Here is a 25,464-nt window from a genome sequence, read left to right on the forward strand (position 1 = left end):
AAGGCGCGGCGCTTACCCGACATGCCAATACCGTTTCAACCGCAAGATCAACCCGACAGATTACGTAATTGCATGATGACAGAAGGAGTGCCTTCAAATATGAACGGGTTGAGGAACATTCGCCCCCAGAACAAGCGCCGGTCTACTTCGCTTAATGCAACTTCGTCACACACCTCTGTCCAGTTTGTGCGCACAGCGTCAATGCACTGGATAATGATCCTGATGGCTTCCTGTTCGTTCAGCAGGAATTTGGGTGCGGCTCTCAGACAGACAGAGAGATTACTCATGCGGTTTTCACCTGCGATGAGCATCGCTTGCGTCGCCTCATTACCTGAACGGCTCTGAGGGCAAATGTCATAGGCAGGAGTTAGACTCAGTGTCTTGCCATTCCAGAACGCTGCATGATTTCTGGCATGATCGTCGGTATTGCCACAGATGATATTGAAAATCAGACGATTGAATAGCTCGCGCAATGTTTCCTTCGGCGCGTCGAAGCGCTGGCGGATAATGTCTGTTAAATCCTCGTAGCTTGCATATCTCGCCATCATTTCATCCAGACCAAAAATAGTCAGGGCCGACACCATCAGACGACGCTCCCATCCCATATCTTTCTTCATGCGATCAAATCGCTCGACCAATATGACATCCTTACCTGCAGTATGACGAAAGCGTACAGAAGCGACGTTTAAACCGGCTCTGACCGCCAATTTCATGGCAATGTATTCCGCCTTCACTACATTATAAGTATCCGTTGAAGAAGAGAATTTAGCGATGAACTTACGGTCGTCAGATTCGATCATTGCTTTTGGTCGCGCTCCGCCAAGCGAACTGCCATGAAAAAGCGCAAGGTCCAGTTCCGGCGTGAGAGGGATACCATTTTCAACCATGGCCGCCGCTTGCATCAGCTCTTCAAGAGATGCGCTCTGGGCCGCTCGTGGGACATATTGTGTCGCTGATAATTGAAAATCGAGCCCGCCTATTCTGTCAGAGCCAGATTCGAGTAAGTATGTCAGTTCGTCCAGTTTATCGGGATCGGCATCCTTGCTCTGGGTACCAACCAGCCTGTTGAGAATGACACGTCGGCCCCATGCATCAGGCGCTGCATCGCGTAGAGCGCTGGCTTGCTGTAGGTCCGGACCCGGTAAAATGGCGCCACGAACCAGAGGGAGTTCTGGCCCATAGATAGATATTGCGTCTTCACGCTCCAGATAGCTACGCCCGTAATTGAAGATAAACCGATTGCCGTCGCGGTTTAATACGCCAGCAACAACAGGTTGAGTCGCGCCTGGCAACCAGATCCATACGTAGGCCTGCCTGGCATTATTATCAGAAATCATCATTTATCTCTTTTCGGGAGCGATGTACTGCACGTGGCATAAGTGACAGGGTTTTCTCTGCGTTCGCTATATGCATTGTCATTGCCACGTGCTCGGGCGTAAAAAGCGGAACTCCGATGATAGTGGCAAGCTCAAATACTGCGCCGATTGTACACCCCATATCGCCTTCTTCGGCACGATAGACAAGCCCCCGGGATACCCCTGCCCGCTCGGCGAGTTCCTCGACGGTGAGTTTGCGCTCAATGCGCGCAGTGCGAATCATCAGTCCAAGTAATCGAGCCGCATCACTGCTATAGCGAGAATATGTTCGAGTGGCCGGCTTTGCCATAACTTACCTCGTGTTTCATTAATAGGTCATATTGCATAATTATAACCCATTTATAGAGCATGGTGGCAAAGTGATGATAATGACCTTATTCCATTAATAGAATATTTTTCCTGTATGTGACCGGTTAATGGAACAAAGCCGCCTGTGGAACAACCGGCGGTTTATTTTAATGTCGGGTGGGAGGGAGCGTTCGTGTAGCCCCGGTCAGCGCCAGCGCCGCCGGGGAGGGAATGTGAAGCTTACCGGCATCCTTCGCAAAACGCGGCGAGGCGCTCGCAACCGGTCTGCAGGCGCTCCATGCTGGTGGCGTAAGAGAGGCGAATATAGGGACTGATACCGTAGGCCGCGCCCTGAACGGTCACCACATGCTGCTCTTCAATTAATGCCATCACAAAATCGGCATCGCTGGCAATCAGTCGCCCGGCCGCGCTGGTTTTTCCGATAAACGCCGCGATATTCACAAACAGATAAAACGCCCCCTGCGGCTTATGGCACGTCAGCCCCGGAATGGCGGCCAGTTTCGCCAGCACAAAATCGCGGCGCTCGCGGTAAATGGCGGCGCGCTCTTTGAGTAAATCCTGCGGGCCATCCAGCACGGCGATGGCCGCCGCCTGCGCCAGCGTCGTAATGCCGCCTGAGTTCTGGGTGTTCACATTGCTCATCGCTTTGATAAGCGGCGCGGGACCGCCGCAAAAGCCCAGACGCCAGCCGGTCATGGAATATGCTTTCGACACGCCATTTACCGTCAGCACGCGGTCGTACAGACGCGGTTCCACCTGCGCCAGCGTCAGGAAAACGCAGTCGTCATAAATCAGGTGCTCATAAATATCGTCGGTCAGGATCCAGACGTGCGGGTTATCGAGCATCACATCGGCGATGCCCTGCAATTCTTCGCGGCTGGCGACGGAGCCGGTGGGATTGCTGGGATAGTTCAGCAACAGCCATTTGGTTTTGGCTGTTATCGCCGCGGCGATATCCGCAGGCAGCGGCTTAAAACCGTTTTCTTCATGGCAGGGCACGGGGATCGGCGTGGCGCCGGCGAATTTTACGATGTCCGCATAGCTAATCCACGACGGCGTGGGGATCACCACCTCATCGCCGGGGTTAAGCGTGGCCATCATGGCGTTGAAGATTATCTGTCGGGCGCCGCCGGCGGTGATTATTTGACTAACGTCGTAATCCAGGCCGTTGTCGCGTTTGAATTTGCGCTGGATAGCCGCCCGCAGCGCCGGTGTTCCGTCGGTGGGAGGGTAGCGCGTGTCTCCGGCGAGGGCGGCGGCATGAGCCGCTTCAATCGCATGCATGGGGGTGGGAAAGTCCGGCTCTCCGGTGGAAAGCCCAACCACATCAATACCCTGCGCGGCGAGATCCCGCGCCTTTTGCGTCATCGCAACGGACGCTGAAATGACTATGTTTTTAAGTCGATCGGCAATTTCTGGCATATCACAGGTGTTCCAGTTGGTTCAGCGGGAACCGCGCTTGCGCACGGTGGAGGGTGATGCATGTCTGAGGATAGGGAACCGGCCTGGCGGGCGGATAATACCGCTTTGTTGTGGGGACATAATACAAAGCAATGACGGAGACCACCGTAAGACACTGCAACGATGCAATGCCATGCCCGTTTGCACCGCAGCGGTGCGGGGTGCTCACGGTGGAATGCGGCCTGGGCGGCAGTTGCACAGATTATGCGCTAATCAAACCATAAGTAGCCTGTGTGGTTCCGCAATCATTAGAACTGGCACATCCATTGCTTAATTGATGAGAAAGCCATCACTGGAGAAATGCCATGAATCTACGTCGCCTGAAATATTTCATCAAAATTGTCGATGTGGGCAGCTTAACCCAGGCGGCGGATATTCTGCATATCGCTCAGCCCGCGCTCAGCCAGCAGCTTGCGACGCTGGAAGGGGAGGTGAATCAGCAACTGCTGATCCGTACCAAACGCGGGGTAACGCCAACCACCGCGGGCAACATTCTTTATACCCATGCCCAGGCGATTTTGCGCCAGTGCGCGCAGGCGCAGAGCGCTATCGACCGTTCGGGAATGGAGCTGTGCGGCAACGTTTCCGTGGGCCTTGCTCCCGGCACGGCGGCGCAGCAGCTGGCTATTCCGCTGATGAAAGAGGTGCAGCGCCAGCATCCTGGCATTGTGCTCTACTTCAACGAAAACTTCGGCACTACCTTAAGCGAGCTGATCATGAACGGGAGGATGGATATGGCGGTGATCTACGATAACCGTGCGATCCACGGGCTGCGCTTTATTCCTTTAATGAAGGAGCACCTGTATTTTGTCTGCCCGAATAGCCTTGATAAGCCGGTAAAAGAGATTGCGCTTGCCGATGTGGCGCGCTACGACCTGTTCGTGCCGCGCATTTACAACATCATGCGTAAATGTGTGGATGACGCCTTTGTTAAAGAAGGGCTGGATTACCGGGTCGCCTGTGAAATCGAGTCGCAAACTACGCTCAATGCGGCGCTGGCGGCGGGGCTGGGCTGCACGATCATGCCGGAGTCCGCTGCGCGCGCGATGCTGAAAGCATCCGATGCGTGGATGGCGAAAATTATCGAACCGGATGTACATGCCTCGCTCTCGTTTTGCATCTCGGATCATTTGCCGCTCTCGGAACCGGCGGAAGCGGTGAAATCCATTCTGCTTTCACTGGTGTCGAACCGCACGCCGGACAACCGTCCCTTAACGCTGGTGAGTTAATAAGTCTCCCTTATTACCGTAAAGCGAAACCCTCTTACTGGCCGGCAGCGTACACGGGATAGAGTGAAGACATTCACCGAAAACACTAGCCAGTAACCGGGTCCGGATATGGAAAAAACGCTCACACTTAAGGTGTTACAGCAGCTGGCGCACAGTCTGCGCGCCACGTCAATTTCGCATGTTTCGCTAAAGGGCAGAACGTGGTCAGTTCATCTCACCGCTTCTCCCCGCATTGCGCCGCCTCCAGCGACAGAGAAACCTTCTTGCCTAATGCCGCCGTTAACGCCGTTATGCGCCCCTGCTCCAGGGCGGGTGCTGCTGCGCCATCCGCTTCTTGACGGCAATTTCGCTGCGCCGGGCGTAGCGGTTAACCCACACGATTTGCTGGCGATAGTGAAGGTAGGCGCCCTCTATTTACCCGTGCGAAGCCCGGTGTCAGGGCGGCTGATTTCCTTCGTCGTCAACGATGGTGACGTCGTGGGATTTGGTCAGGAAATCGCGAAAATTCAAAACCATGCCCCTCTGGCATCAGGATTATAAGTCCCCCTTATCGCCTCAAACCATTTATGTCTTATACCGCCGGGACATAACTGAATAGAGTCAAAAATACGCAATAAATACGATGCGGCATTGATGACCGCAGTCATGACAGGAGAGGCAACATGCCATTTTCAGATTACAAAGTCGCACTGGTGACTGGCGCGTCCGCCGGTATGGGTGAAGCGATTGTTGAACGTTTATGCCAGGAAGGCATCACCGTGCATGCGGTTGCCCGCCGGCGGGAACAACTGATTGCGCTGGCCGATCGCACCGGCTGCATTCCTCATGCGCTGGACGTGGCCGACCTCGATGCGCTGACCCGCCTGTGCAGCGATTTGCAGGTTGATATTCTGGTGAATAACGCCGGGGTTTCGCACCCCGGCTCCATTCTGAATGCCAGTGAAGATGTGATTGAAACCCAGTTGAACGTTAACCTGCGCGCGGTATTGCATCTGTGTCGCCTGCTGGTTCCGGGCATGGTGGCGCGCGACTGCGGCCACGTCATCAATATCACCTCCATCGCCGCTATTTATAACTTTAACGGCAACTCGGTGTATCACGCGACCAAGGCGGGCGTGCATGCCTTGTCGCGACAACTGCGCGTTGACTGCTACGGCAAACGCGTTCGTATCACGGAGATTTGTCCGGGGCGTGTGGCGACCGATATTTTTGGCAACGTGTCCGGCGATCATGAGGACGCCCGCAGGCGTTTTATCGATGGCTTTGAGCTGCCTCAGGCAAAAGACATTGCAGATTGCGTGGCCTTTGCCGTTAGCGCACCGGTGGCGGTGAATATCGGCAATATAGAAATCACGCCGACGCTGCAGGTTCCCGGCGGGCTTTCTACGATGCGTCCCGGCGAAAGCGTAGTCTGAGCGGGTTTACAGGAGGCTCATTATGGCGCTCGATTTTAGTGCTGTGTTAACAGGCCATTATGGCGGGATGATCGTGCAGGGCGCGACTATTACGCTGGAACTGGCGCTGGGCGCCTGGCTGCTGGCCATGTTTATCGCGCTGCTGCTGCTGGTTGTCCGTCTGACGGAAAACCGCTTCGCTACGCGGCTGGTGGCGGCTTACATCTCCTATCACCGTAATGTGCCCACGCTGATCCAATTGATGATGTGGTATTTCGCCATTCCGACGCTGCTGCCGGAATCGGTGCAGAGCTGGATCAACGCGTTCAATGCCGAGTTTCTTTTCTCGATGTTCGCATTGGGGTTATGCCAGGCGGTCTACTTCTCCGAAGATATCCGCAGCGGCCTGCGCGCCATACCTGACGGGCAGAATGAGGCCGCGCGGGCATTAGGAATGAGCTATATGCGGGCGATGGGGGCGGTTATTTTGCCGCAGGGGATCCGCAACGCGCTGCCTGCGCTGATTAACCATACCGTTTTGCTGTTTAAAAACACCAGCCTGGCGATGGTCATCGGCGTGACCGAACTGACCTACGTCACGCGCGACATTGAAAATCAGACCTTCCGTACCTTCGAAGCCTATGTGATTGGAACGCTGGGATATCTGGCATTTTCACTGTTGTTGATGGGACTGGGCGCGCTGTTGGGGCGTCATTTTCAACGCGTGTATGCGAGGTAATCGCTATGTTTGACGTTTTAACTATTTTGCACGACCACAGCATGCTGTTCCTGATGGGACAATACCCGAACGGGCCGCTGGGCGGCGTGCTTTGCACGCTGTTAATCTCGCTGTTGGCGGTGGCGCTCTCCTTTCCGCTTGGCGTGCTGGTGGGGCTGGCTCGCCTGTCGCCGTGGCGCGGGTTACGCTGGGCCGCCGCCTGTTGGGTCTACACGCTGCGTGGTATTCCGCTAATGATGGTGGTGTTCTGGACTTACTTCTGCGTACCGCTGCTGATTGGGCAGAATATCAGCGGCTTTTCCACCATGCTCTGCACGCTGGTTATCTACGAAAGCGCATATATCGCCGAGATTGTCCGCGGCGGTATTCAGGCGCTGCCCCACGGCCAGTACGAAGCTTCGCGGGCGCTGGGGATGAGTTACCTGAAAACCCTGCGGCTGGTGGTTTTACCGCAGGCTTTGTTCAATTCTCTGCCCAGTCTGGTGAGCCAACTGGTGTCGATTATCAAAGACAGTACGCTTGGCTATGTCATTAACGTGCCGGAACTGACCTATGCGGCAAATCAGGTTAGTAATCAGTTGTTGACCAAGCCGTTTCAGGTGTTCGCTATTGTCGCCCTAAGCTATTACATCATCTGTTTTAGTCTGACGTGGCTGGCGAATAAGCTCGAAAACTATATTGCTAACAAACGACTCAACGAACAACCACCGCAGGGAGAAGCGCAGAACAATTCCCTTTTCTTCGCCAACCGCAATCTTAATAAGGAAACATCATGATCCCGATGATTTTGTTTAATCAGGTCAACAAGTGGTACGGCGACTACCATGCGCTGACCGATCTTAGCGCCGAAGTCAAAGTGGGTGAAGTGGTGGTGGTGTGCGGGCCGTCCGGCTCAGGTAAGTCCACGCTGATTCGCACGGTCAACCGTCTTGAGCCTATTGAGCAAGGGCAGATTCTGTTTGATGGCGTAGATATTCACGGCAGCAGCACGCGATTGAATCAGCTGCGTACGCGTATTGGGTTTGTTTTCCAGAACTTCAATCTATTCCCGCATGTGTCGGTGATGGACAACATCATGATGTCGCCAGTGAAAGTGCTGGGTACCAGACGTTCCGAAGCGCGCAAACATGCCGGAGAATTGCTGGAGCGCGTCGGATTGTCGCACAAAGCCAACGCCTATCCGGCGCAGCTTTCCGGCGGGCAACAGCAGCGAGTCGCTATTGCCCGAGCGTTGGCGATGAAGCCGCCGGTGATGCTGTTTGATGAACCCACATCGGCGCTGGATCCGGAAATGGTAGGGGAGGTCTTAAGCGTGATGCGTTCGCTGGCGCAGGAAGGCATGACCATGATGTGCGTTACGCATGAGATGCATTTTGCCCGCGATGTGGCGGATACCATCTGGTTTATGGATCAGGGCGAAATTCTGGAAAAGGCCAAGCCGGAACAATTCTTTAGCGCACCGCAGCACCCTCGCGCAAGGCGTTTCCTGAGCGATTTACTGAACTGATGGCAATATAATCTCCCAGTCCGCTTCCAGCGGGTAAATCCTGACGGTGAGCCTATCGGATAAAAACGCCATTGATGAGATGGCGTGATAAAAGCAAGAAGCCTGCTTAGTTCCCTAAGCAGGCTTCTTAAATTTGGCTCCTCTGACTGGACTCGAACCAGTGACATACGGATTAACAGTCCGCCGTTCTACCGACTGAACTACAGAGGAATCGCTTGAACGGGGCGCATGATAACGGGGTCTGCTGTGCATGTCAAAGGTGTAAACCACATTTTTGACGCGTTTGGCGAGGGAATGCGCAATATGCCGACTTTTTCACACGATCGTCTTGATTGAACGGCGTTTTACGTTGTGTCGCCGTGCTAAAACAGCGGGCCGACAGTAGCGTGAGGCTGCCGGCCCGGCGGGATTATTGCAGCCGCAGTTGCAACTGGTAACGGTAGCGGGGCGCGGTCAGCAGGAAATCCGACGCGACGCTTGGGCTCCAGGAGTCGTCGCCGCCGATGCCCATGTGAAATCCGTCCAGATTGAGCCAGGTGCCCGGCTCCGGTTGCAACAGATGCTGATGGGTGCAATCCATCAACTGTCGCAGGCTGTAGCGGCCGATACCGAAGTGGAAGTCGCCTTCAATAAGCCAGTTGCCGTAGCGCAGTTCCCGGGTGTGGCAGCGCAGGCCGTTTTCCGATGGGAAAATGTACGGCGTGTGCATCGCTTCCAGCGGTTGCTGCCAGCGGCCGTGCAGCGCGGCGAGGCGGCGGTCGGGATAATTTTCGTGCGGACCCAGCCCCAGCCAGCTTACCTGTGGGTTGACCGCCGCCAGTTGACCACAGAGGCCGATGCGCGCCAGCGGCGGCAGGTGACGGGCAACGTCCACGTCGACATTCACCGTCAACACGCCTTGTGCGTCAATACGCCACTGTTTGCGACTGATGAACAACACCTTTTGCTGGTAATGGCCGACGTGTTCGGTGGTGATCAGCACGCTGTCGCTGAGCGTGTCGGCGCGGATCTGTCGGCAGTCGGTCTGGTATTGATACAGCCCGGCCAGCTTCCAGCGCTCCACCCAGGCGTTCGGGTCGATGCGGTCCACTTCGCTGATGCCGATGTCGTTATCCAGCGGCGCGCGCGTCAGATTGTCCTGTAACGGGCTGAGCAACTGCGGCTGCCCGTCGCGCCACCACTGCGTCAGCAGACCGCTACGTTTGTCGAAGCTCCAGCGTTGCTGGCCGTGGCTGATATCGAAGCAGTCATCATCCCGAGTCAGGGTTGGACATGCGCCGTCGGCCTGGCGTGACGCCGGGTACGCCAGCGGCATCGGCAGCGGCCATTGATCCCAGGCGCAGCGGTGCCCGGCGGGCGACCAGTCAGTCGCGTTCGGCTGAACCACCTCCACCGTCAGCCACATATCGGCGTGGTGTTGCGGCGCAGGCAACTGTTCGAGCAGAGTGAAGGTCTGGCAGCCCTGCGGTGCGATAGTGAGCGGCGCCACGCCTGACGCCAGTTGGACGTCATCCTGCATGATGCGCCAGCGCAGCTCCTCGTTATCGCTATGACGGAACAAGTATTCGCTGGTGACGGTCAGCGTCAGCGGGTTGTCCTCATGGCGGGTGAACTGGAAAAATTGCTGGGCGCGCTGGGCTTCGTACAGCGCCGGATGCGGCGTGCGGTCGGGGAACACCAGACCGTTGAGGCAGAACTGACGGTCGTTGGGTTTATCGCCGAAATCGCCGCCGTAAGCCCAGTGTGTTTTACCATCCTGCTCACGCACCAGCGCCTGATCCACCCAGTCCCAGACGAAGCCGCCTTGCAGCCGCGGATACTGACGGAATGCCTGCCAGTAACGGTCGAATCCGCCAAAGCTGTTGCCCATGGCGTGCGCGTATTCACACAGAATCAGCGGCCGGTTTTCTCCCGGCAGACCGATCCATTTTTTGATCGACCACTTCGGCACCGCCGGGAACGGCTGGTCCTGATCCACCCGGGCGTACATCGGGCACAGAATATCGGTGGCGGGCGTGTTGGCGCCGCCGCCTTCGTATTGCACCGGCCGACTCGGGTCTTGCTGTTTCACCCATTGGTAGAGTGCGCTGTGGGTAGGGCCGTAGCCAGACTCGTTGCCCAGCGACCAGATGATGATGCAGGGATGATTGCGATCGCGCTGTACCATGCGGGTGACGCGCTCGGCGTAAGCCGGCAGCCAGCGCGGGTCGTCGGACAGGCGGCTCATTGGCTGCATGCCGTGAGTCTCGATGTTGGCTTCGTCCACCACGTACAGGCCATAACGGTCGCATAGCCGATACCACAGCGGATGATTGGGATAGTGAGAGCAGCGCACCGCGTTGAAGTTGTGCTGCTTCATTAACAGAATATCCTGCCGCATGGTCGCCTCATCAATGGCCTGACCGCGTTGCGGGTGGTGTTCATGGCGGTTGACGCCGCGAATCAGCAGCGGCTGACCATTGAGCAGCAGCAGGCCGTTACGGATGGCGACCTCGCGAAAGCCGATGTCATAAGCTTCCGCTTCCGCCAGCGTGCCGTCGGCGTGCTCCAGCGCCACCACCGCCCGATACAGATTGGGTTCTTCCGCGCTCCACAGCGCGGGCCGCTCCACCTCCAGTTGCAGGCTTACGCGGTCATGGTAGGCGCCGCGTTCATCGATCGCCGGCGTGCCGAACGGCGCGCGGCTTTCACCCACCAGTTGCCCGCCGCGCCACAGCTGCACATGCAGTTGCCACGCCTGCGCCTGTTCTTCCGACAGATTAGCCTGCGCGGTAACGCACAGCGCGCCCTGCGTGTAGCTGTGGCGCAGCGGGGTGGTGATCTGCACATCGCGCAGATGCACCGCCGGTTTATGCAGCAGGTAGACGTCGCGGTAAATGCCGCTCATGCGCCACATGTCCTGATCTTCCAGATAGGTGCCGTCAGACCAGCGTAGCACCATCACCGCCAGCCGGTTTTCTCCCGGCTGCAGGCAGGGCGTCAGGTCGAACTCCGCCGGTAGCCGGCTGTCCTGGGAATAGCCGACCCATTTGCCGTTGCACCACAGGTGAAAGGCGGAATTCACGCCGTCGAACACGATGCGGGTCTGGCCCTGCGCCAGCCAGTCGGCGTTAACTGAGAATGTGAGCGAGTAACAACCGGTGGGGTTGTCTTGCGGTACGAACGGCGGATTGACCGGTATCGGGTATTTGATGTTGGTGTAAATCGGCGCGTCGTAACCTGCCAACTGCCAGTTAGATGGCACGGCGATAGCGTCAGCGTCGGTCAGATCCTGCATCAGCCACTGTTCCGGCACCGCTTCCGGGCGTGGGAAATAGCTGAAGGTCCATGCGCCATTCAGCCACTGACGCCGCTCGGAAGGCTGGTCGTCACGCGCAGCGTCGAGACTGCGCCAGCTGGAAAACGGCGGATGGGCGTCCAGCCGGCGAGCGTGAGGACAAGCCGGGTTTTCCCAGTCGCGTCTGGCCAGAATATCCGCCAGCGAGATGCCGGATAGAGGAACGTAAGCGGAAGCAGTGGACATAAAGCAGGCTTTCCTTTGTTGGCTGAAAGTGAGTGGCTGAAATCGCCCGACTGGCGGATGAACAAAAATTGTTATCCGCTCACAATTTTACTGGCAGGATCGCGGCTTGCCGGGCGTGAGTAAAGCGCAAGGACGCCGGAAAGTGGCGTCGATCACAAAACCAATCGGCGTTGGGGAATGGATTAGCGTTGTAACTGCCGCGCCAGTGTAATCAGCTGTAGCGCTACGTCTTGCGGCGACAGGATGGAGGGTTGCCAGGCGGCGGTGGTCTGACGGGGGATCAGCGTGGTTTTCAGCCGCAGCGGGGCGGGGGTGTGCGGGTGTTGCAGGCATTCCAGCAGCCGGTTGACGCTTTCCCGGCCCAGTTGCCGGAAGTCCTGACGGATGGTGGTCAACGGCGGCTGGAAATAGGCGCTGTCGCGGGTGTCGTCAAAGCCGATCACTGAGATCTGTTCCGGTACCCGCAGACCATACTCGTGGATGGCCCGCAAAACGCCCAGCGCCATTTGATCGTTGGCGACGGCAATGGCGGTCGGGCGAACCGCATTCGCCAGCAGCAGATGCGCCTGCTGATAGCCGGAACTGGCGCTCCAGTCGCCTTCCGCCATAGCGCAGGGCGTCAGCAGATGGGCCGCAAGCGCCTGTTGCCAGCCTTCATAACGCAGCCGGGCGGATACCGAGCTTTGCGGGCCGGCAAGCAAGGCAATCCGGCGATGGCCCAGCTCCACCAGATGATCGATAGCCAGTTTGGTGCCCTGATGCGGGTCGAATATCACGCTGGGCAGGTCGGCGGCGGGGGAGGTGTCGAGAAACAGCGCCGGCGTGGCGGCGCACAGCTGGTGGATTTGCTCCGCCGCTTCCTGTTCCAGCGGCACGTTGACGATCACGCCGTCCACCCGTTGCGCCAGCAGTTCATTGACCGCGCGCTGAACGTCATTGCCATCGACGGCGCGCAGCATGGATATCACCACGTTGAATCCCAGTTCGCTGGCGGTGGTTTTAATCGCGGCGGCAATTTGGGAGGGCGCGTGCAGCGACAGGTCGATGGTCGCCAGCCCGATGGTGGTGGCGCTGCGGCGCGCCAGTTGCTGGGCCACCCGGTTGGGGATGTAGTGGAGCGCGGCCATTGCCTGCTCCACTTTTCCCCGGGTTCGGTCTGAGACATGAGGCGCTTGATTCAGCACCCGGGAGACTGTCTGGTACGATACCCCGGCGTAAGCCGCCACGTCATTGAGCGTTACTGGTTTCGCTTTCATGGTTCTCTGTTAATCAGTCCCTGTATTGTCACCTGACGTTATCATAACAAAGGCTGGCGACAGTAGACTGCGACCGACAGAGAAAAATTACGCGGCGACCGGTGGATGCGTTACCTGCTGGTAATACCAGGCGATGGTTTTTCTGATCAGCGCATCGGTGGCATCCAGATAGGCGTCTGGCTCGGCGACGGCTTCCGGCTCCAGAATCAGCGGCAGCTCGGTACAACCCAGAATGATTTTTTCCACGCCCCGCTGCCGCAGCGAGTCGACCACCGGCAGCAGCAGCGCCCGGGCTTGCGCGGCATCGCCCGCCTTGTAGGCGTAGATACTGTTCATCACCGCGTCCTGCTGCTCGTCGGTCGGTAATGTGCAGCGCACCTGTTGATCGGCCAGTGCGTGCTGGTAAATTTCGCCGCGCACGGTGGCGGTGGTGGCCAGGATGGCGACGTGACGGACGCGCTGTTCAGCCACCTGCTGACAGGTAGCGTCAATAATGCTGATCATCTCCAACTGGGTATACCGCTTCAAATCCTCGAACCAGTAATGCGCGGTGTTGCAGGGAATGATGATGCAGGTCGCGCCGGCTCTCTCCAGAATTTTCATGTACTCCACCATTTTCTTCAGCGGTGAGGCGCTGTGATTGAGAATACATTGGGTACGATCGGGAATATCCGGGATAGAAACCGCGATCACCGGAATATGTTCCTGATCCTTTCTGGCCGGAGTATGCCGGATGAGTTTTTGCATGGCATCCACGGTCGCACCGGGTCCCATGCCGCCAAGAATGCCGACTACAGGATTCACGTTTTCCGCCTCATTGATGGTGATGTTGGAGTGGAAAAATCATCGCACAGCGCCCGGAAATGTGAATTGCGAAATTCCCATCCTCTATGTATGTTTTGCATAACTGTGCTGGCGTTATGCGCGTAATGCGTTTTTCTGAAAGGTGAGTGTCGATGCTAAATAACATTGAAACCAAATGGTTATACGATTTTATCGCACTGGAGGAGCACCGCAGTTTTACGCTGGCAGCCGAGACGCGCAACATTTCCCAGTCGTCATTCAGCCGACGAATCCGGGCGCTGGAAGAGGCGGTGGGGTTCGATATTTTCGACCGCGGCGCCCAGCCGTTGCAACTGACCGAACCGGGCAAGATTTTTCACGCCCATATCCGCAACACCCTCGACGATCTGGAATACCAGATTCACAAACTGCACGGCGGCAGCCATTACAAGAACAAGATCACGATTGCGGCGGCGCATTCGCTGTCGGTGTTTGTGATGCCGGAACTGCTTAAAACCGTGCCGGATCGGCAGGAGAAGATTTTCTATGTTGAATCCATCGATGTGGATGATGCGGTACTCAATCTGAAAGAAGGGCGCAGCGATTTTATTTTTTCGTTTTACAACGAGGAACTGATGTCGGAGCCGTTTCGCCATACCCGCATCATGGATTCCACCCTGTACCCGGTTTGCGCCTGCGATGCGGCCGGCAAACCGTTGTTTGACATCCGTGCCGCCGGGCTGCCGCTGCTCAATTACACCGACACCAGCTACATGGGGCGTCAGGTCAACCGCTATCTTTCCACGCTGGCGCCCGAGCGGTTTACCGTGAGTTTTGTCTCCTCGATGAGCGACTTGCTCAAACGTATGGCGAAGCAGGGCCACGGCATCGCCTGGCTGCCGGATTATTCCATCCGCGATGAACTGGCGCACAAGGAGCTGACGGTGCTGAAACTGGATCAGGCGGTGATGAAGATGCAGGTGTATCTGTACCGGCTGGATGCGCGGCTTAACGTGGCGTCGGAGTCATTCTGGCGGGCGATGACCGCGCCGCGTTCGGCGCAATAAAAAACAGCGGCCGCAGGGCCGCTGTTTGACGAACTAAGCTGTTTCCGGGAACGGTCAGGCGTCTTGTCTGGCCTGTTGCAGCGCCACTTCCGCCTCAGGCTCTTCCTCGTCGTCGGTGATGTCTTTTTCCAGACTGGCCACCACGGCGGTCGAGATACTGTTGCCGATAACGTTGGTCGCGGTGCGGCCCATATCCAGGAACTGGTCGATACCCAGAATCAGCAGGATGCCGGCTTCCGGCAGGTTGAACATCGGCAGGGTGGCGGCTACCACCACCACGGAGGCGCGCGCGACGCCCGCCATACCTTTACTGGTGATCATCAGCGTCAGCAGGATCAGGATCTGCTGGGTCAGGCTCAGGTCAATATTGTACGCCTGAGCGATGAACAGGATAGCGAACGACTGGTACATCATGGAGCCGTCCAGGTTGAAGGAGTAACCCAGCGGCAGCACAAAGCTGGTGATCTTCTTCGGTACGCCGAAACGCGTCAGGGCATCCATGGTTTTCGGGTAGGCCGACTCGCTGCTGGCGGTGGCGAACGCCAGCATGGTGGGTTCGCGAATCAGACGGGCCAGCACCGCGATGGAGCGGCCAAGGAAGGCGTAACCGACCAGGAACAGCACCGCCCACAGCAGCGCCAAACCAAGATAGAACTCGCCGATCAGCTTGCCGAAGTCGTAGATCAGGCCCAGACCCTGAGTGGTGATGGCGGACGCGATGGCGGCGAACACGGCGATCGGCGCCAGCGCCATCACGTAGTCGGTCACGCGGAACATCACTTTGGCCAGCTCTTCGATGGTGGACAGAATGAAGTTGGCCTGTTTGTTATGGTGTTTGACGTAAGCCAGCGCAGAACCGAAGAACAGCGAGAACACCAGAATCTGCAGGATTTCGTTGTTGGCCATCGCTTCCACGATGCTTTTCGGGAAGATATGGCTGATGAAGTTTTTCAGCGTGAAACCATCGGTATTCAGACCGGTGGTGACATGGTTGACCGGCGCGACCAGATTCATGCCGACGCCCGGCTGGAAGAAGTTCGCCAGCATCATGCCGATCAGCAGCGACAGGAAAGACGCGGTAACGAACCAGGTCATAGCTTTCAGGCCGACGCGGCCCACGGCAGAAGAGTTGCCCATGCTGGCCAGACCGGAGACCAGAGTGGCGAACACCAGCGGCGCGATGATCATCTTGATCAGGCGCAGGAAGATGTCGGTGACCATATTGAAGTAAGACGCCACCTCTTTGGCGCGGGCACCGTCCAGATAGGTGTGGCATGCCCAACCAATCAGAATACCGAGCACGATCGCCAAGCATATCTGTATTAATAACTTCTGCCTTTGCATATTAACCTCATGTTGATGAATGTATTCAGACAACACACAGTGTTATTGCAGCGTAGCGGTCAGAGATGTCGTGAGACATACGCAGGCCGATACCCTGATTTGTTTGTGGGGTGTTGTGTCTGCCGCGCGAAATATTACAACGAAATCGGATTTTTGCCCTTTTTTTCTGCTGATAAAATGAAATGCATCACTGAATGAGGTCAAAAATGCGTTATTTCCCTGTTGACTATGGGTAAAAACCAGATAAATAATAGGTGTATTTATTTCTATAATTTTATATTTATCAATTGGTTGTGTTTTTTATGTCGTGAGACGACAGGCGCTTTTTAAGTTAATCATAACTTTTTCTTATATCATCATCTGAGTCAGCAATAAATCCAATAATCGCCGTTGAACTATTTTTATCCATTCACGATTTTATTATTGGTTGATGACATGAGTGATTAATAAACAGTAATTACCCTTCTATTCATGAAAATATAATCTGGCGTAATACGAAAAAAACGTATCGCAATTGAATAAAAACAGCAGCAATTTTAATGACCTGCTTTAATTGCATTGAACGGGCGGGTAAATGTTATTTTCTTCTTTCTGGATGTAACTGAAATGTTGGATTTTGGTTTTTATATGACGGCGTTTTAACCAATTCAGCACGATAATATACACAAAGACAATATTACCTCAGCAAGCATCGGTAATGGCCGCTGTATAAAATACACCCACAATAGTAAACGGTTCTTATTATTATCTGGCGCGACAGGCGATAATCGCTTATCCGGTAACCGCTTGTTGCCGGCGTGCTCCGGTTTAGCACGATTCAGATCAAGCTATTGGTGAGGCGACGTGTCATTTCGTCAGTGAAGCTCTTACACTATTTCCCCACACTATCTATGGAAATTGGATTACGGTGGTTATGGCGACACGACTGACAGACTCTCCGTCCCGGCTGTCTATTCTGTGGCAGGATGCCTTGCTGAAAATTTCTCAGTCACTGTTGCAACAGCGCAGCATTCCCGACCTGTTGCGGGCGCTGGATGGCGTGTCGTTTTCAGTGGTGCGCTTTGGCCGGGTCAATCTGATCCTGCTTGATCCGCTGCATAACCAGATGAATTTCTACCGCTACGATCGCGAATCCGGGCGTACCCAGTGCAGCGAAGAGGCGGTTCTGCTGGCGAACGGTCCCGGCGGAGTGGTGTGGAGCACCCAGACCCCGCTGCACTGCGATCGCACGCACTTCCTGCGCGATTTTCCCCACCTGACCGACCAGCCGGCCTACGCCGGACTGAGCGATTATTGTCAGTTGCCGCTGTGTGGCACGCACCGCGGGCTGGGCGGAGTGGAATTCCTCAAGACCGACGGCAGCCGTTTCACCGATAACGAACTCGACTTTTTCCAGGCGCTGGCTGGAGTGGTGGCGCTGGTGGTGGAAAACATTAGTGAACGCGAGCAGGTGCTGCAAGAAGAGGAGCGGTTGCGCCATGAGCGCGACCATCTGCGCATTCTGGTGGATGTCACCAATACCGTGATTTCCAAACTGGAGCTGAAGGCGCTGGCGCTGGAGGTGTCGCGCGAGATCCACCGTTTCTTCGGCATTGATTTTATCGCGCTGGTATTAAAAGAAGGCGAGGGCGAAGCGCAAGCGCTCAAGTATCTCGCCACCGTCTACCCGCAGGCCGGCGCGCCGAAAACGGTGCAAGGCGAGGTGGAGCGGGCGCAAACGCTGGCAGACGGCGTGATGGCGCAGCATCAGCCGCTGCTGGTACGGGTGGCGGAGCGCCCCCAGGCCGGCGAGCCGCGCCCGCTCAGTCAGTGGTTTGACCATGCGTTGTCTCATGTCTGCCTGTTGCCGCTGGCGTTTGGCAACCGGACGTTGGGGGTGCTGGAGCTGGCGCACCGCTCAGCGTTGGCGGTCAGCGAAGCGGATCTCCGGCTGCTGCGGCAAATTGCCGCGCGTATCGCTATTGCGCTGGATAACGCGCTGGCCTATGAGCAGATCACCCGCATGAAAGATTCGCTGGTGCATGAGAATTTCTACCTGACGGAACAGCTTACCGAGCATATTCATCAGCGCAGCGGCGACGAGTTCGGTGAAATCATCGGCCGCAGCGCCGCCATCCGGCAGGTGCTGGAACAGGTGGAGATGGTGGCGGCCAGCGACAGCACGGTGCTGATTTTGGGTGAAACCGGCACCGGCAAGGAGCTGATTGCCCGCGCTATACACAGCCTGAGCCAGCGTAAAGCCCGGCATATGGTGAAAATGAACTGCGCCGCCATTCCGTCCGGCCTGCTGGAAAGTGACCTGTTCGGCCATGAAAAGGGCGCGTTCACCGGCGCCACCAGTCAGCGTCAGGGGCGGTTTGAACTGGCGGATAACAGCACGCTGTTTCTGGATGAGGTGGGCGATATCCCGCTGGAATTGCAGCCCAAATTGCTGCGGGTGTTGCAGGAGCGGGAGATAGAACGGCTGGGCGGCAGCAAAGTCATCGCGGTGGATGTGCGGTTGATTGCCGCCACCAACCGTGACCTGAAACAGATGGTGGCGGACCGCGAGTACCGCAGCGACCTGTATTACCGACTCAACGTGTTTCCCATCGTTATTCCGCCGTTGCGCGAGCGGCCGGAAGATATTCCGTTGCTGGTGAAGTTTTTCACCCGCAAGATCGCCCGTCGCATGAACCGCACTATCGACAGCATTCCGTCCGACATGCTGCGTCAGCTGAGCTGTTTACCGTGGCCCGGCAACGTGCGGGAACTGGAAAACGTGGTGGAGCGGGCGGTGATCCTGACGCGCGGCACCACGCTTAATTTGCAGATAGATGAATTGCAGCATCATCTGTCGCCGCTGGAGGTGCCCAAACCGGCGCACCGCGACTTTACGCCGCCGCCGCCGGTGGCGGCCGAGCCGTCATCTGGGCAGTTGGATGCCGAAGAGGAATCGGAACGCGAGCGGATTATCCGGGTATTGCGGGAAACCAACGGCATCGTCGCCGGTCCGAAAGGCGCCGCCGCCCGGCTTGGGCTTAAACGCACCACATTGTTGTCGCGGATGCAACGCATGGGGATTTCCGCCCGGGAAATCGAAGGGATTTCCTGATTAAGGCGATGAGGTGGTGAGAGGGTCTGAAAAAAACCTCCTCCCCGACCGGGGAGGATGGCGAAGGATCAACCCGCGACTTCCGCTTCTTTACGCAGACGGGCTTTCAGCGCGCTGTACTCCTGTGTGACGTAGTTCTCCGCCCAGTTCTGGTCGGCGATCGGTTCCAGTTTCACCGCGCAGTGTTTGTATTCCGGTGTTTTAGCGATCGGGTCCACTTCGTCCAGCGTCAGTTCGTTACAGGCGCCGATCCACCACTGATAGGTCATGTAAACCGCGCCTTTATTGATGCGCTCGCTGACCATCGCCCGGCTGATCACTTTGCCGCGGCGTGACGCCACCCACGTCAGTTGCTGATCGCGAATGCCGAGGCGTGCGGCGTCTTCCGGGTTCATCTGTACGTAACCCGGTTCGTCCGCCAGCGTTTGCAGCGCGGTACAGTTGCCGGTCATGGAACGGCAGGAGTAGTGACCGACTTCGCGCACCGTGGAAAGCACCAGCGGGTAGTCGGCGTCGGTCTGCTCCATCGGCGGGTGCCATTCTGTCGCGAACAGCAAGCCTTTACCGTTCGGGCGGTCGAACTGGTTACCGGCATACAGCCACGGCGTGCCTGGGCTGTCTTCGGTCAGACACGGCCACGGCACATAGCCCAGACCGGCCATTTTCTCGTAGGTGGCGCCGTAGTAGAGCGGGCACAGATTGCGCAACTCATCCCAGATTTCCTGAGTGTTGTTGTAATGCATCGGGTAACCCAGAGCGGTTGCCATCAGGCTGATGATTTCCCAGTCCGGCTTGACGTTGCCCTTCGGCTCCACCGCCTTGTAGAAACGCTGGAAACCACGGTCGGCGGCTGAATACACCCCTTCATGTTCGCCCCAGGACGTCGCGGGGAAGATCACGTCCGCCACGGCGGCGGTCTTGGTCATGAAGATGTCCTGAACGATCAGCAGTTCCAACTGGTTGAAGGTTTCGCGCACCACCGACAAATCCGGTTCGGTTTGCAGCGGATCTTCGCCCATCAGGTAATTGGCTTTGATCTTGCCTTCCTTGATCATGTGCGGCACATCGGTCAGCGAGTAGCCGATACGGTCGGACAGCGACGGTACGCCCCAGGCTTTGGCAAATTTTTCGCGCAGGTCCGCGTCGGTGACTTTCTGGTAGCCGGGGAACTGGTTCGGCAGGGCGCCCATGTCGCAGGCGCCCTGTACGTTGTTCTGACCGCGCACCGGGCCGACGCCGACGTTCGGGCGGCCGAGGTTGCCGGTGAGCAACGCCAGACCGGACAAGCCTTTCACCACATCCACGCCCTGCGTCCACTGGGTGACGCCCATGCCCCACAAAATGGTGGCGGACGGCGCGGCGGCGTACAGGCGAATGGCGTCGCGAATCAACTGCGGGTCGAGACCGGTGATGTCCGCTACGTATTCTGGCGTGTATTTCGCCACCAGATTGCGGTATTCCTCGAACCCTTCGGTATGCTGGGCCACGAAATTCGCGTTATACAACCCTTCATTGATCAGCACGTTGGCGAAGGCGTTGACCAGCGCCATGTTGGAGCCGTTTTTCAGCGGCAGCCACAGGTCGGCGATACGCGCGGTTTCGATATGGCGCGGGTCGCAGACGATGATTTTGGCGCCGCGTTCTTTGGCCTTGATGATGCGGCGCGCCACAATCGGGTGAGAATCGGCGGCGTTGTAACCGAACACCAGAATGCAGTCGGTGTGTTCGATTTCGCAGATCGAGTTACTCATCGCGCCGTTGCCCAGCGTCACCTGCAGACCGGAGACTGACGGGCCGTGGCAAACGCGGGCGCAGCAGTCGATGTTGTTGGTGCCGGTGACCGCGCGGGCGAATTTCTGCATCACATAGTTGGTTTCGTTGCCCGGCCCGCGGGAAGAACCGGTGTGCATGATGGCGTCCGGGCCGTATTTTTCTTTGATGGCTTTCAGGCGGGAACTGGCGAAGTCGATGGCTTCGTCCCAGGACACTACCTCAAACGGCGCGCCTTTCTGACGGCGGATCATCGGTTGCTTCAGTCGCGGGGTTAACAGCTTGGTGTCGTTGAGAAAATCCCAGCCGTAATAGCCTTTCAGGCATAGTTCGCCTTCGTTGGTCAGGCCGTTGGCGCCTTCCGCGCCGACCACTTTACCGTTTTCCACCAACAGGTTAATTTTGCAGCCTGACCCACAGTAAGGGCAGACGGTAATCACTTTCTGCATGACATTGCTCTCCTTCATCGTACCGGCGGCACGCTCAGAATTTCATTTCCGCGGCTTCATCAAGTGCTGCGCGCCGCTGTTTACGTTGAATCATCTCCTGAATGTCTTCCCGACTGATCAGGCGCAGGGCTTTGGTCGGGCAGACTTCGACACAGGCCGGGCCGTTGACGCGTCCTTCGCACAGGTCGCACTTGTGCGCCTCCGCCTTGATGCAGTTACCCAGTGTCTGATAATGGCTGATACGCGCCACCGGTTTACTGATCACCGTCATGGCGCCGTACGGGCAGGCCACCACGCAGGTTTTGCAACCAATGCATTTTTCCTGCTGCACCCGGATATGATCGCCGGCGTGTACGATCGCCCCGTTGGGACAAACATTGGCGCAGGGGGCGTCTTCACAGTGGCGGCATTGAATCGTGGTGCTGACATTCAGCCCCTTCACCACTTTCAGGCGCGGTGTGAAATGCTCTGGCGACAGCGACGACGGGTTACCGTCGCTGTGCGCCAGCACGCAGGCGACTTCGCAGGTGCGGCAGCCAATACATTTCCTGGGGTCTGCTAAAACGAACCGGTTCATGACAGGGTCTCCTTCCGCGGCTCTGATGGACTAAGGGTTATGTCGAAGGCTCGGCCGCCGACACATCGCCACATATAAAGCAGGGTTTATGCCAGAATGAATGCTTATGGTTTATCAATTTGATTTATCAGAGATTTAAAGTGAGTTTTTGGGGAAAAGACAGCCTGTGACCGGCCGGTGACGAGTGTCAGTCGACGAGGTTCGGCAGATTTGACGACGTGTGCCCGGCGCGATGCAGGCCGCAGCAACAGGCAGAGAAAAACCAATCTGTTGCGAAGCGTGTTCCAGCTCTGAAAACTGTCTATCGAGGTTAGAAAGTCTGGCCCTTATTGTGTCTTCAGCGCGATGGCGCTTTACCCGCACATTTCAGCGGCGCGCAATAGTTTTTTATTTTTCAGTGAAATCAACATGGAGCCTTTTACAGGCAAGAAGACGGGAATCGAATGGTTGTATCCTTTGGGATACGGTGTTACTCTGTTCATTGACAAGGAGTGCCAATGCCTGAGATTGACAGACTGGCAGGGCTGATTTTCCATTTGTACTTTTACGATGATGAACGGCACCACTTGCCGCACGTTCATGTCTGTTATGGCAACCATGAGCTGATCATCAGTATTCGTACTGGAACAGAGATCGAAGGATATCTGCCGAATAACAAGCGCAAGCTGGCGCTTGCGCATATCAGAGCCCATCGGGAACAACTGCTGAGTATGTGGGAGCGGGCGGTTGTGGGGAGAAATCCGGGAAAACTGTGAGGCATTTATGCATAAAATCGTGGAAGTTGACGTGATTGGCGACTTTTCGTTGCGCCTGACCTATGAGGATGGTTTGGTTTGCGACATCAATCTTTATCAATATGCCTCCAGCCCGGTATTTTCGAACGCCAGCCTATTTATCAAGTTTGGGCTGCTGCCGGATGGTTCGCTGGAATGGTCGCCGGATATTAAGATTTCCGCGTCGGAATTGCGGAAAAAAGGGGAGTATGTCAGCCACACGCTTGCGGTGCGAGAAAAGAACTTCGCTGATGTCATCTCTCGCGCCTTCTATGATGCCGTGATTGAGAACCGGCCGGAAATTCTGCAAGCGGCGTTGAAAATCGCGGTGGAAAAACATGGCAACAGCACAGTAGCCAAAGAGGCGGGGGCGAAAAGTCGCACCAGTCTGTATAAGTCGCTGAATAAAAATACCCATGTCAGTCTTGCGACGGTGGTCAGCCTGGCGCATACCGTGCTGCAACTGGAAGAGAAGTAAGCCGTGGGCCTGCCAGGGGCGGAGCTGGCGTCTGCTCCGCCCGTAGCCCTATCAGGGCCAATATCACGTCAATGCACGTGCGCCTTACGCCAGCACCTCAAACCCGCCGTTCTCCTCCCAGCCGGATAATCGCTGATACAGGGTGTCCACCGCCCGGGTTACTTCTAGGCTGATGGGAAAATAAAACGCCACCAGCGCAGGCTGGATGCCGACGAAAATGACCTCGGGAATGTCTTCCTTCAGGCTGTCGATCAGGTAGTTCAGCGGCAGGCTGTGGGTATTCATCAGCATGTCTTCGGCGATACGATCCGGATCGACGATGCGGATGGCGCCCGGCGCCAACCCCATGTCGGTGGCGTCCACCACCAGCAGGCGGCGAGGCTTCAGTTCCCGCAGCGTGTGAGCGGCATTTTCCGGAATGGCGCCGCCGTCAATCACCGACCAGCCCGCTACCGGTTGCTGACTCATGCGTTCCGCCAGCAGCGGGCCGGCGCCGTCGTCCCCCATCAGGGTGTTGCCGACGGTCAGCACCATGTTTTCGATATATAAAGGGGCTTCGGTGTGTAAAGGGTGTTCAGTCATCAAGGCGTTTCACCATTAGATAAATAGCCGGTTCCCGTTGCATCGCCGCCAGATAGTCCACCAGCGTAGCGGTCCATTCCGGGTAGCGATCCCCCGCCGCCAGTGCGGTGAAGGCCGCGCCCAGCAGCGCGGTGTGGGTGTGGTCAATGGTGATTTCGCCAAAGCGCAGCAAACCCAGCATCTTGCGGCGGGCTTCCTCATCACTCAACTGACCGACCCAGCCTTCGTACTCCGCCAGCGGGCAATGCAACACCTGTTTCAGGCAGTCGATGACGCCGACGTGATGGCCGATAGCCAGCGAGTAATACATCACCTGCTGCGCCTGCTCCGGTATCTTGTCGCGGCTGTCGAGAAACTTGCGGTTCAGGGCATAAAAACGAACGCTGCTCATGACAGGATCTCCCCGCGCAGCATGGCGTGATAAATCTGTAGCAGATGACCGACGATCTCGTTTAGCCGCGGGTCTTCATATTGGTTGAGCCAACGGGTGACGCGATGCTCAAAGCCTTCCAGCGGCTGGTTTTCCAGCAAGTCGAGGAAACGGTCGCTGATTTCCCGCCCCTGGCGATACCCCGCCATCAGACGGGCTTCCCGCTCCACCCGCACCCGCAAATCCAGCGGCACCGCCGGATGAATCAGCGCCGCTTTCTCATGTTCGGCCTGCTGGTGGTCGCTGCCGTGCAGTTTCTGCTCCAGCAGCCCCAGCGCCACCGCAAAACCGTAAATCGTCGCCGCCGGGGTCGGCGGACAACCGGGGATGTAGACGTCGATCGGCACGATTTTGTCGCTGCCGCCCCACACGCAGTACAGGTCGTGGAAGATGCCGCCGCCGCAACCGCAGGCGCCGTAGGAGATACAGATTTTCGGATCCGGCGCCGATTCATAAGCGCGCAGCGCCGGGCTTCGCATGGCGCGGGTCACCGCGCCGGTAAACAGCAGGATGTCGGCGTGGCGCGGCGACGCCACCACCTTGATGCCGAAGCGTTCGGCGTCGAACAGCGGCGTAATGGCGGAGAAGATCTCGATCTCGCAGCCGTTACAGCCGCCGCAGTCCACGCGGTAGACGTAGGCGGAGCGCTGGATATCTTTCAGCAGCGTCTTTTTCAGCTGCTGGGCCTGTTCGTCGAGCGTAATCGGGGTGGTGTGGTAGTGATCGACCCCGTTGGGCAGCATACTCATTGCGCATTCCCCTTGTGAGTGGTCGGGGCGGGCAGGTGCTGACTCAGCCGCACGTTGCCCTGATGGTTCATGTTCTGTTTGCGTTTGCAGTCCGGGCAGGTTTCGAACTGGTGGCGACGCGCCTCCACCTCGTTTTCCGGCACCCCGGCGTGCGCCAGCAGCGCCATCGCGTATTCCACCTCTTTCTGCGGCGCGAACGGCCGCTGGCAGACATGGCAGTTCAGCAGTTGGAAGGTGGCGCGCTGGTACAGGTCGGCCTTGCTGGCGACCGCCATTTCGAACTCCTGCGACAGCACGATGGCGCGGGTCGGGCACACTTCTTCGCAGCGGCCGCAGAAGATGCAGCGGCCGAGGAACAACTGCCAGGTGCGGGTGCCGTTGTCCAGGTCGTTAGCCATCGTCAGGGCATTGGCCGGGCAGGCCATGGTACAGGCGGCGCAGCCGATGCACTGCTCCGGGTCGTACTCCGGTTTGCCTCGAAATCCGGCGGGCACCGCCAGCGGCGCGAACGGGTATTTCACCGTGCTGTTGCCCGCCTTGAGGATGGTTTTGAACAATTTAATCATGGGGCCTC

23 protein-coding genes and 1 tRNA gene are annotated in these 25,464 nt (G+C 57.2%); 10 read left to right on the forward strand and 14 right to left on the reverse strand.

Features of this window, described 5'->3' with window-relative positions; genetic code table 11:
- Window positions 1-47 precede the first annotated feature (47 nt).
- The 3 genes from CVE23_RS08005 to CVE23_RS08015 form a co-directional block, all read right to left on the reverse strand.
- Window positions 48-1,337: a type II toxin-antitoxin system HipA family toxin gene (locus tag CVE23_RS08005; protein WP_100850432.1), complete on the reverse strand. Its 1,290-nt coding sequence runs from the start codon at window positions 1,335-1,337 to the stop codon at window positions 48-50.
- The gene (locus CVE23_RS08010; protein ID WP_100849257.1) at window positions 1,327-1,665 is read right to left on the reverse strand and encodes a helix-turn-helix domain-containing protein; all 339 of its coding nucleotides are present in this window, start codon (window positions 1,663-1,665) and stop codon (window positions 1,327-1,329) included. Before CVE23_RS08010 ends, CVE23_RS08005 begins: the two co-directional genes overlap by 11 nt.
- Window positions 1,666-1,904: 239 nt before the next feature.
- Window positions 1,905-3,107, reverse strand: coding sequence for a pyridoxal phosphate-dependent aminotransferase (locus tag CVE23_RS08015; protein WP_100849258.1), 1,203 nt, complete (start codon window positions 3,105-3,107; stop codon window positions 1,905-1,907).
- 344 nt (window positions 3,108-3,451) lie between these two features.
- On the opposite strand from CVE23_RS08015, the gene nac reads away from it, so the two are divergent.
- The 6 genes from nac (at window position 3,452) to CVE23_RS08045 (ending at window position 8,015) form a co-directional block, all read left to right on the forward strand.
- The gene (gene nac, locus CVE23_RS08020; protein ID WP_038660277.1) at window positions 3,452-4,375 is read left to right on the forward strand and encodes a nitrogen assimilation transcriptional regulator NAC; all 924 of its coding nucleotides are present in this window, start codon (window positions 3,452-3,454) and stop codon (window positions 4,373-4,375) included.
- A gap of 108 nt (window positions 4,376-4,483) precedes the next feature.
- On the forward strand, window positions 4,484-4,915 hold the full coding sequence (locus tag CVE23_RS08025) for an acetyl-CoA carboxylase biotin carboxyl carrier protein (protein ID WP_100849259.1): 432 nt from the start codon (window positions 4,484-4,486) through the stop codon (window positions 4,913-4,915).
- Between the two features lie 122 nt (window positions 4,916-5,037).
- Window positions 5,038-5,790: an SDR family oxidoreductase gene (locus tag CVE23_RS08030; RefSeq protein WP_100849260.1), complete on the forward strand. Its 753-nt coding sequence runs from the start codon at window positions 5,038-5,040 to the stop codon at window positions 5,788-5,790.
- 22 nt (window positions 5,791-5,812) lie between these two features.
- Window positions 5,813-6,508 (forward strand): amino acid ABC transporter permease, encoded by a 696-nt coding sequence (locus CVE23_RS08035; RefSeq protein WP_100849261.1) that lies wholly within the window; start codon window positions 5,813-5,815, stop codon window positions 6,506-6,508.
- A gap of 5 nt (window positions 6,509-6,513) precedes the next feature.
- A complete protein-coding gene (locus CVE23_RS08040; RefSeq protein ID WP_100849262.1) occupies window positions 6,514-7,284 on the forward strand; it encodes an amino acid ABC transporter permease in 771 nt (256 codons plus the stop codon).
- On the forward strand, window positions 7,281-8,015 hold the full coding sequence (locus CVE23_RS08045) for an amino acid ABC transporter ATP-binding protein (protein ID WP_038660262.1): 735 nt from the start codon (window positions 7,281-7,283) through the stop codon (window positions 8,013-8,015). The genes CVE23_RS08040 and CVE23_RS08045 overlap by 4 nt, the downstream gene beginning before the upstream one ends.
- Before the next feature lie 134 nt (window positions 8,016-8,149).
- Here the strand turns inward: CVE23_RS08045 and CVE23_RS08050 are convergent.
- The 4 genes from CVE23_RS08050 to cuyB all read right to left on the reverse strand — a co-directional run bounded on the left by CVE23_RS08050 (window position 8,150) and on the right by cuyB (window position 13,598).
- A tRNA-Asn gene (locus CVE23_RS08050) sits at window positions 8,150-8,225 on the reverse strand.
- A gap of 199 nt (window positions 8,226-8,424) precedes the next feature.
- Entirely contained in the window at window positions 8,425-11,538 is a 3,114-nt protein-coding gene (locus CVE23_RS08055) for a beta-galactosidase (protein WP_100849263.1), read from the reverse strand.
- 182 nt (window positions 11,539-11,720) lie between these two features.
- Window positions 11,721-12,794, reverse strand: a complete 1,074-nt coding sequence (locus CVE23_RS08060; protein ID WP_100849264.1) for a LacI family DNA-binding transcriptional regulator — start codon at window positions 12,792-12,794, stop codon at window positions 11,721-11,723.
- An 87-nt stretch (window positions 12,795-12,881) separates the two neighbouring features.
- Complete coding sequence (gene cuyB / locus CVE23_RS08065) at window positions 12,882-13,598, reverse strand: cysteate racemase (RefSeq protein WP_038918516.1); 717 nt, start codon at window positions 13,596-13,598, stop codon at window positions 12,882-12,884.
- 152 nt (window positions 13,599-13,750) lie between these two features.
- On the opposite strand from cuyB, the gene hypT reads away from it, so the two are divergent.
- Window positions 13,751-14,644 (forward strand): hypochlorite stress DNA-binding transcriptional regulator HypT, encoded by an 894-nt coding sequence (gene hypT / locus CVE23_RS08070; protein ID WP_038660250.1) that lies wholly within the window; start codon window positions 13,751-13,753, stop codon window positions 14,642-14,644.
- A 54-nt stretch (window positions 14,645-14,698) separates the two neighbouring features.
- On the opposite strand, the gene CVE23_RS08075 is transcribed toward hypT, so the two are convergent.
- Window positions 14,699-15,988: a dicarboxylate/amino acid:cation symporter gene (locus tag CVE23_RS08075; RefSeq protein ID WP_049854967.1), complete on the reverse strand. Its 1,290-nt coding sequence runs from the start codon at window positions 15,986-15,988 to the stop codon at window positions 14,699-14,701.
- Between the two features lie 913 nt (window positions 15,989-16,901).
- Between CVE23_RS08075 and flhA the strand changes: the two genes are divergently transcribed.
- Window positions 16,902-19,082 (forward strand): formate hydrogenlyase transcriptional activator FlhA, encoded by a 2,181-nt coding sequence (gene flhA / locus CVE23_RS08080; protein ID WP_100849265.1) that lies wholly within the window; start codon window positions 16,902-16,904, stop codon window positions 19,080-19,082.
- A 68-nt stretch (window positions 19,083-19,150) separates the two neighbouring features.
- Here flhA and fdhF read toward each other — a convergent pair whose 3' ends face one another.
- Both fdhF and CVE23_RS08090 read right to left on the reverse strand, forming a co-directional pair.
- Window positions 19,151-21,301 (reverse strand): formate dehydrogenase subunit alpha, encoded by a 2,151-nt coding sequence (gene fdhF / locus CVE23_RS08085; RefSeq protein WP_049854965.1) that lies wholly within the window; start codon window positions 21,299-21,301, stop codon window positions 19,151-19,153.
- Window positions 21,302-21,335: 34 nt separating this feature from the next.
- Window positions 21,336-21,878 carry a 4Fe-4S dicluster domain-containing protein gene (locus tag CVE23_RS08090; protein ID WP_100849266.1) on the reverse strand — a complete coding sequence of 181 codons (543 nt, stop codon included), beginning with the start codon at window positions 21,876-21,878 and terminating at the stop codon, window positions 21,336-21,338.
- Between the two features lie 497 nt (window positions 21,879-22,375).
- Here CVE23_RS08090 and dhiT point away from each other — a divergent pair, with 497 nt between their 5' ends.
- Together dhiT and dhiA are read left to right on the forward strand one after the other, a co-directional pair.
- Window positions 22,376-22,633, forward strand: coding sequence for a type II toxin-antitoxin system toxin DhiT (gene dhiT, locus CVE23_RS08095; protein ID WP_038918519.1), 258 nt, complete (start codon window positions 22,376-22,378; stop codon window positions 22,631-22,633).
- 7 nt (window positions 22,634-22,640) lie between these two features.
- Window positions 22,641-23,129 carry a type II toxin-antitoxin system antitoxin DhiA gene (gene dhiA, locus CVE23_RS08100; RefSeq protein WP_038918520.1) on the forward strand — a complete coding sequence of 163 codons (489 nt, stop codon included), beginning with the start codon at window positions 22,641-22,643 and terminating at the stop codon, window positions 23,127-23,129.
- 84 nt (window positions 23,130-23,213) lie between these two features.
- On the opposite strand, the gene hycI is transcribed toward dhiA, so the two are convergent.
- The 4 genes from hycI to hyfH are packed head-to-tail and all read right to left on the reverse strand — an operon-like array spanning window position 23,214 to window position 25,456.
- Window positions 23,214-23,711: a hydrogenase maturation peptidase HycI gene (hycI, locus tag CVE23_RS08105; RefSeq protein WP_038918521.1), complete on the reverse strand. Its 498-nt coding sequence runs from the start codon at window positions 23,709-23,711 to the stop codon at window positions 23,214-23,216.
- On the reverse strand, window positions 23,704-24,102 hold the full coding sequence (locus CVE23_RS08110) for a formate hydrogenlyase maturation HycH family protein (protein ID WP_038660229.1): 399 nt from the start codon (window positions 24,100-24,102) through the stop codon (window positions 23,704-23,706). Before CVE23_RS08110 ends, hycI begins: the two co-directional genes overlap by 8 nt.
- Window positions 24,099-24,890, reverse strand: coding sequence for an NADH-quinone oxidoreductase subunit B family protein (locus tag CVE23_RS08115; protein ID WP_038918522.1), 792 nt, complete (start codon window positions 24,888-24,890; stop codon window positions 24,099-24,101). The genes CVE23_RS08110 and CVE23_RS08115 overlap by 4 nt, the downstream gene beginning before the upstream one ends.
- A complete protein-coding gene (gene hyfH, locus CVE23_RS08120; protein WP_039691199.1) occupies window positions 24,887-25,456 on the reverse strand; it encodes a hydrogenase 4 subunit H in 570 nt (189 codons plus the stop codon). Before hyfH ends, CVE23_RS08115 begins: the two co-directional genes overlap by 4 nt.
- Between the last annotated feature and the right edge of the window lie 8 nt (window positions 25,457-25,464).

Origin of the sequence: Dickeya fangzhongdai (genome assembly GCF_002812485.1) — a bacterium.
Taxonomy (GTDB): domain Bacteria; phylum Pseudomonadota; class Gammaproteobacteria; order Enterobacterales; family Enterobacteriaceae; genus Dickeya; species Dickeya fangzhongdai.

Bases quoted from the DNA above. Each gene is read 5' to 3' on its own strand.
- CVE23_RS08005 (WP_100850432.1), bottom strand. From the start codon at position 1,337: ATGATTTCTGATAATAATGCCAGGCAGGCCTACGTATGGATCTGGTTG.
- CVE23_RS08010 (WP_100849257.1), bottom strand. From the start codon at position 1,665: ATGGCAAAGCCGGCCACTCGAACATATTCTCGCTATAGCAGTGATGCG.
- CVE23_RS08015 (WP_100849258.1), bottom strand. From the start codon at position 3,107: ATGCCAGAAATTGCCGATCGACTTAAAAACATAGTCATTTCAGCGTCC.
- nac (WP_038660277.1), top strand. From the start codon at position 3,452: ATGAATCTACGTCGCCTGAAATATTTCATCAAAATTGTCGATGTGGGC.
- CVE23_RS08025 (WP_100849259.1), top strand. From the start codon at position 4,484: ATGGAAAAAACGCTCACACTTAAGGTGTTACAGCAGCTGGCGCACAGT.
- CVE23_RS08030 (WP_100849260.1), top strand. From the start codon at position 5,038: ATGCCATTTTCAGATTACAAAGTCGCACTGGTGACTGGCGCGTCCGCC.
- CVE23_RS08035 (WP_100849261.1), top strand. From the start codon at position 5,813: ATGGCGCTCGATTTTAGTGCTGTGTTAACAGGCCATTATGGCGGGATG.
- CVE23_RS08040 (WP_100849262.1), top strand. From the start codon at position 6,514: ATGTTTGACGTTTTAACTATTTTGCACGACCACAGCATGCTGTTCCTG.
- CVE23_RS08045 (WP_038660262.1), top strand. From the start codon at position 7,281: ATGATCCCGATGATTTTGTTTAATCAGGTCAACAAGTGGTACGGCGAC.
- CVE23_RS08055 (WP_100849263.1), bottom strand. From the start codon at position 11,538: ATGTCCACTGCTTCCGCTTACGTTCCTCTATCCGGCATCTCGCTGGCG.
- CVE23_RS08060 (WP_100849264.1), bottom strand. From the start codon at position 12,794: ATGAAAGCGAAACCAGTAACGCTCAATGACGTGGCGGCTTACGCCGGG.
- hypT (WP_038660250.1), top strand. From the start codon at position 13,751: ATGCTAAATAACATTGAAACCAAATGGTTATACGATTTTATCGCACTG.
- CVE23_RS08075 (WP_049854967.1), bottom strand. From the start codon at position 15,988: ATGCAAAGGCAGAAGTTATTAATACAGATATGCTTGGCGATCGTGCTC.
- flhA (WP_100849265.1), top strand. From the start codon at position 16,902: ATGGCGACACGACTGACAGACTCTCCGTCCCGGCTGTCTATTCTGTGG.
- fdhF (WP_049854965.1), bottom strand. From the start codon at position 21,301: ATGCAGAAAGTGATTACCGTCTGCCCTTACTGTGGGTCAGGCTGCAAA.
- CVE23_RS08090 (WP_100849266.1), bottom strand. From the start codon at position 21,878: ATGAACCGGTTCGTTTTAGCAGACCCCAGGAAATGTATTGGCTGCCGC.
- dhiT (WP_038918519.1), top strand. From the start codon at position 22,376: ATGCCTGAGATTGACAGACTGGCAGGGCTGATTTTCCATTTGTACTTT.
- dhiA (WP_038918520.1), top strand. From the start codon at position 22,641: ATGCATAAAATCGTGGAAGTTGACGTGATTGGCGACTTTTCGTTGCGC.
- hycI (WP_038918521.1), bottom strand. From the start codon at position 23,711: ATGACTGAACACCCTTTACACACCGAAGCCCCTTTATATATCGAAAAC.
- CVE23_RS08110 (WP_038660229.1), bottom strand. From the start codon at position 24,102: ATGAGCAGCGTTCGTTTTTATGCCCTGAACCGCAAGTTTCTCGACAGC.
- CVE23_RS08115 (WP_038918522.1), bottom strand. From the start codon at position 24,890: ATGAGTATGCTGCCCAACGGGGTCGATCACTACCACACCACCCCGATT.
- hyfH (WP_039691199.1), bottom strand. From the start codon at position 25,456: ATGATTAAATTGTTCAAAACCATCCTCAAGGCGGGCAACAGCACGGTG.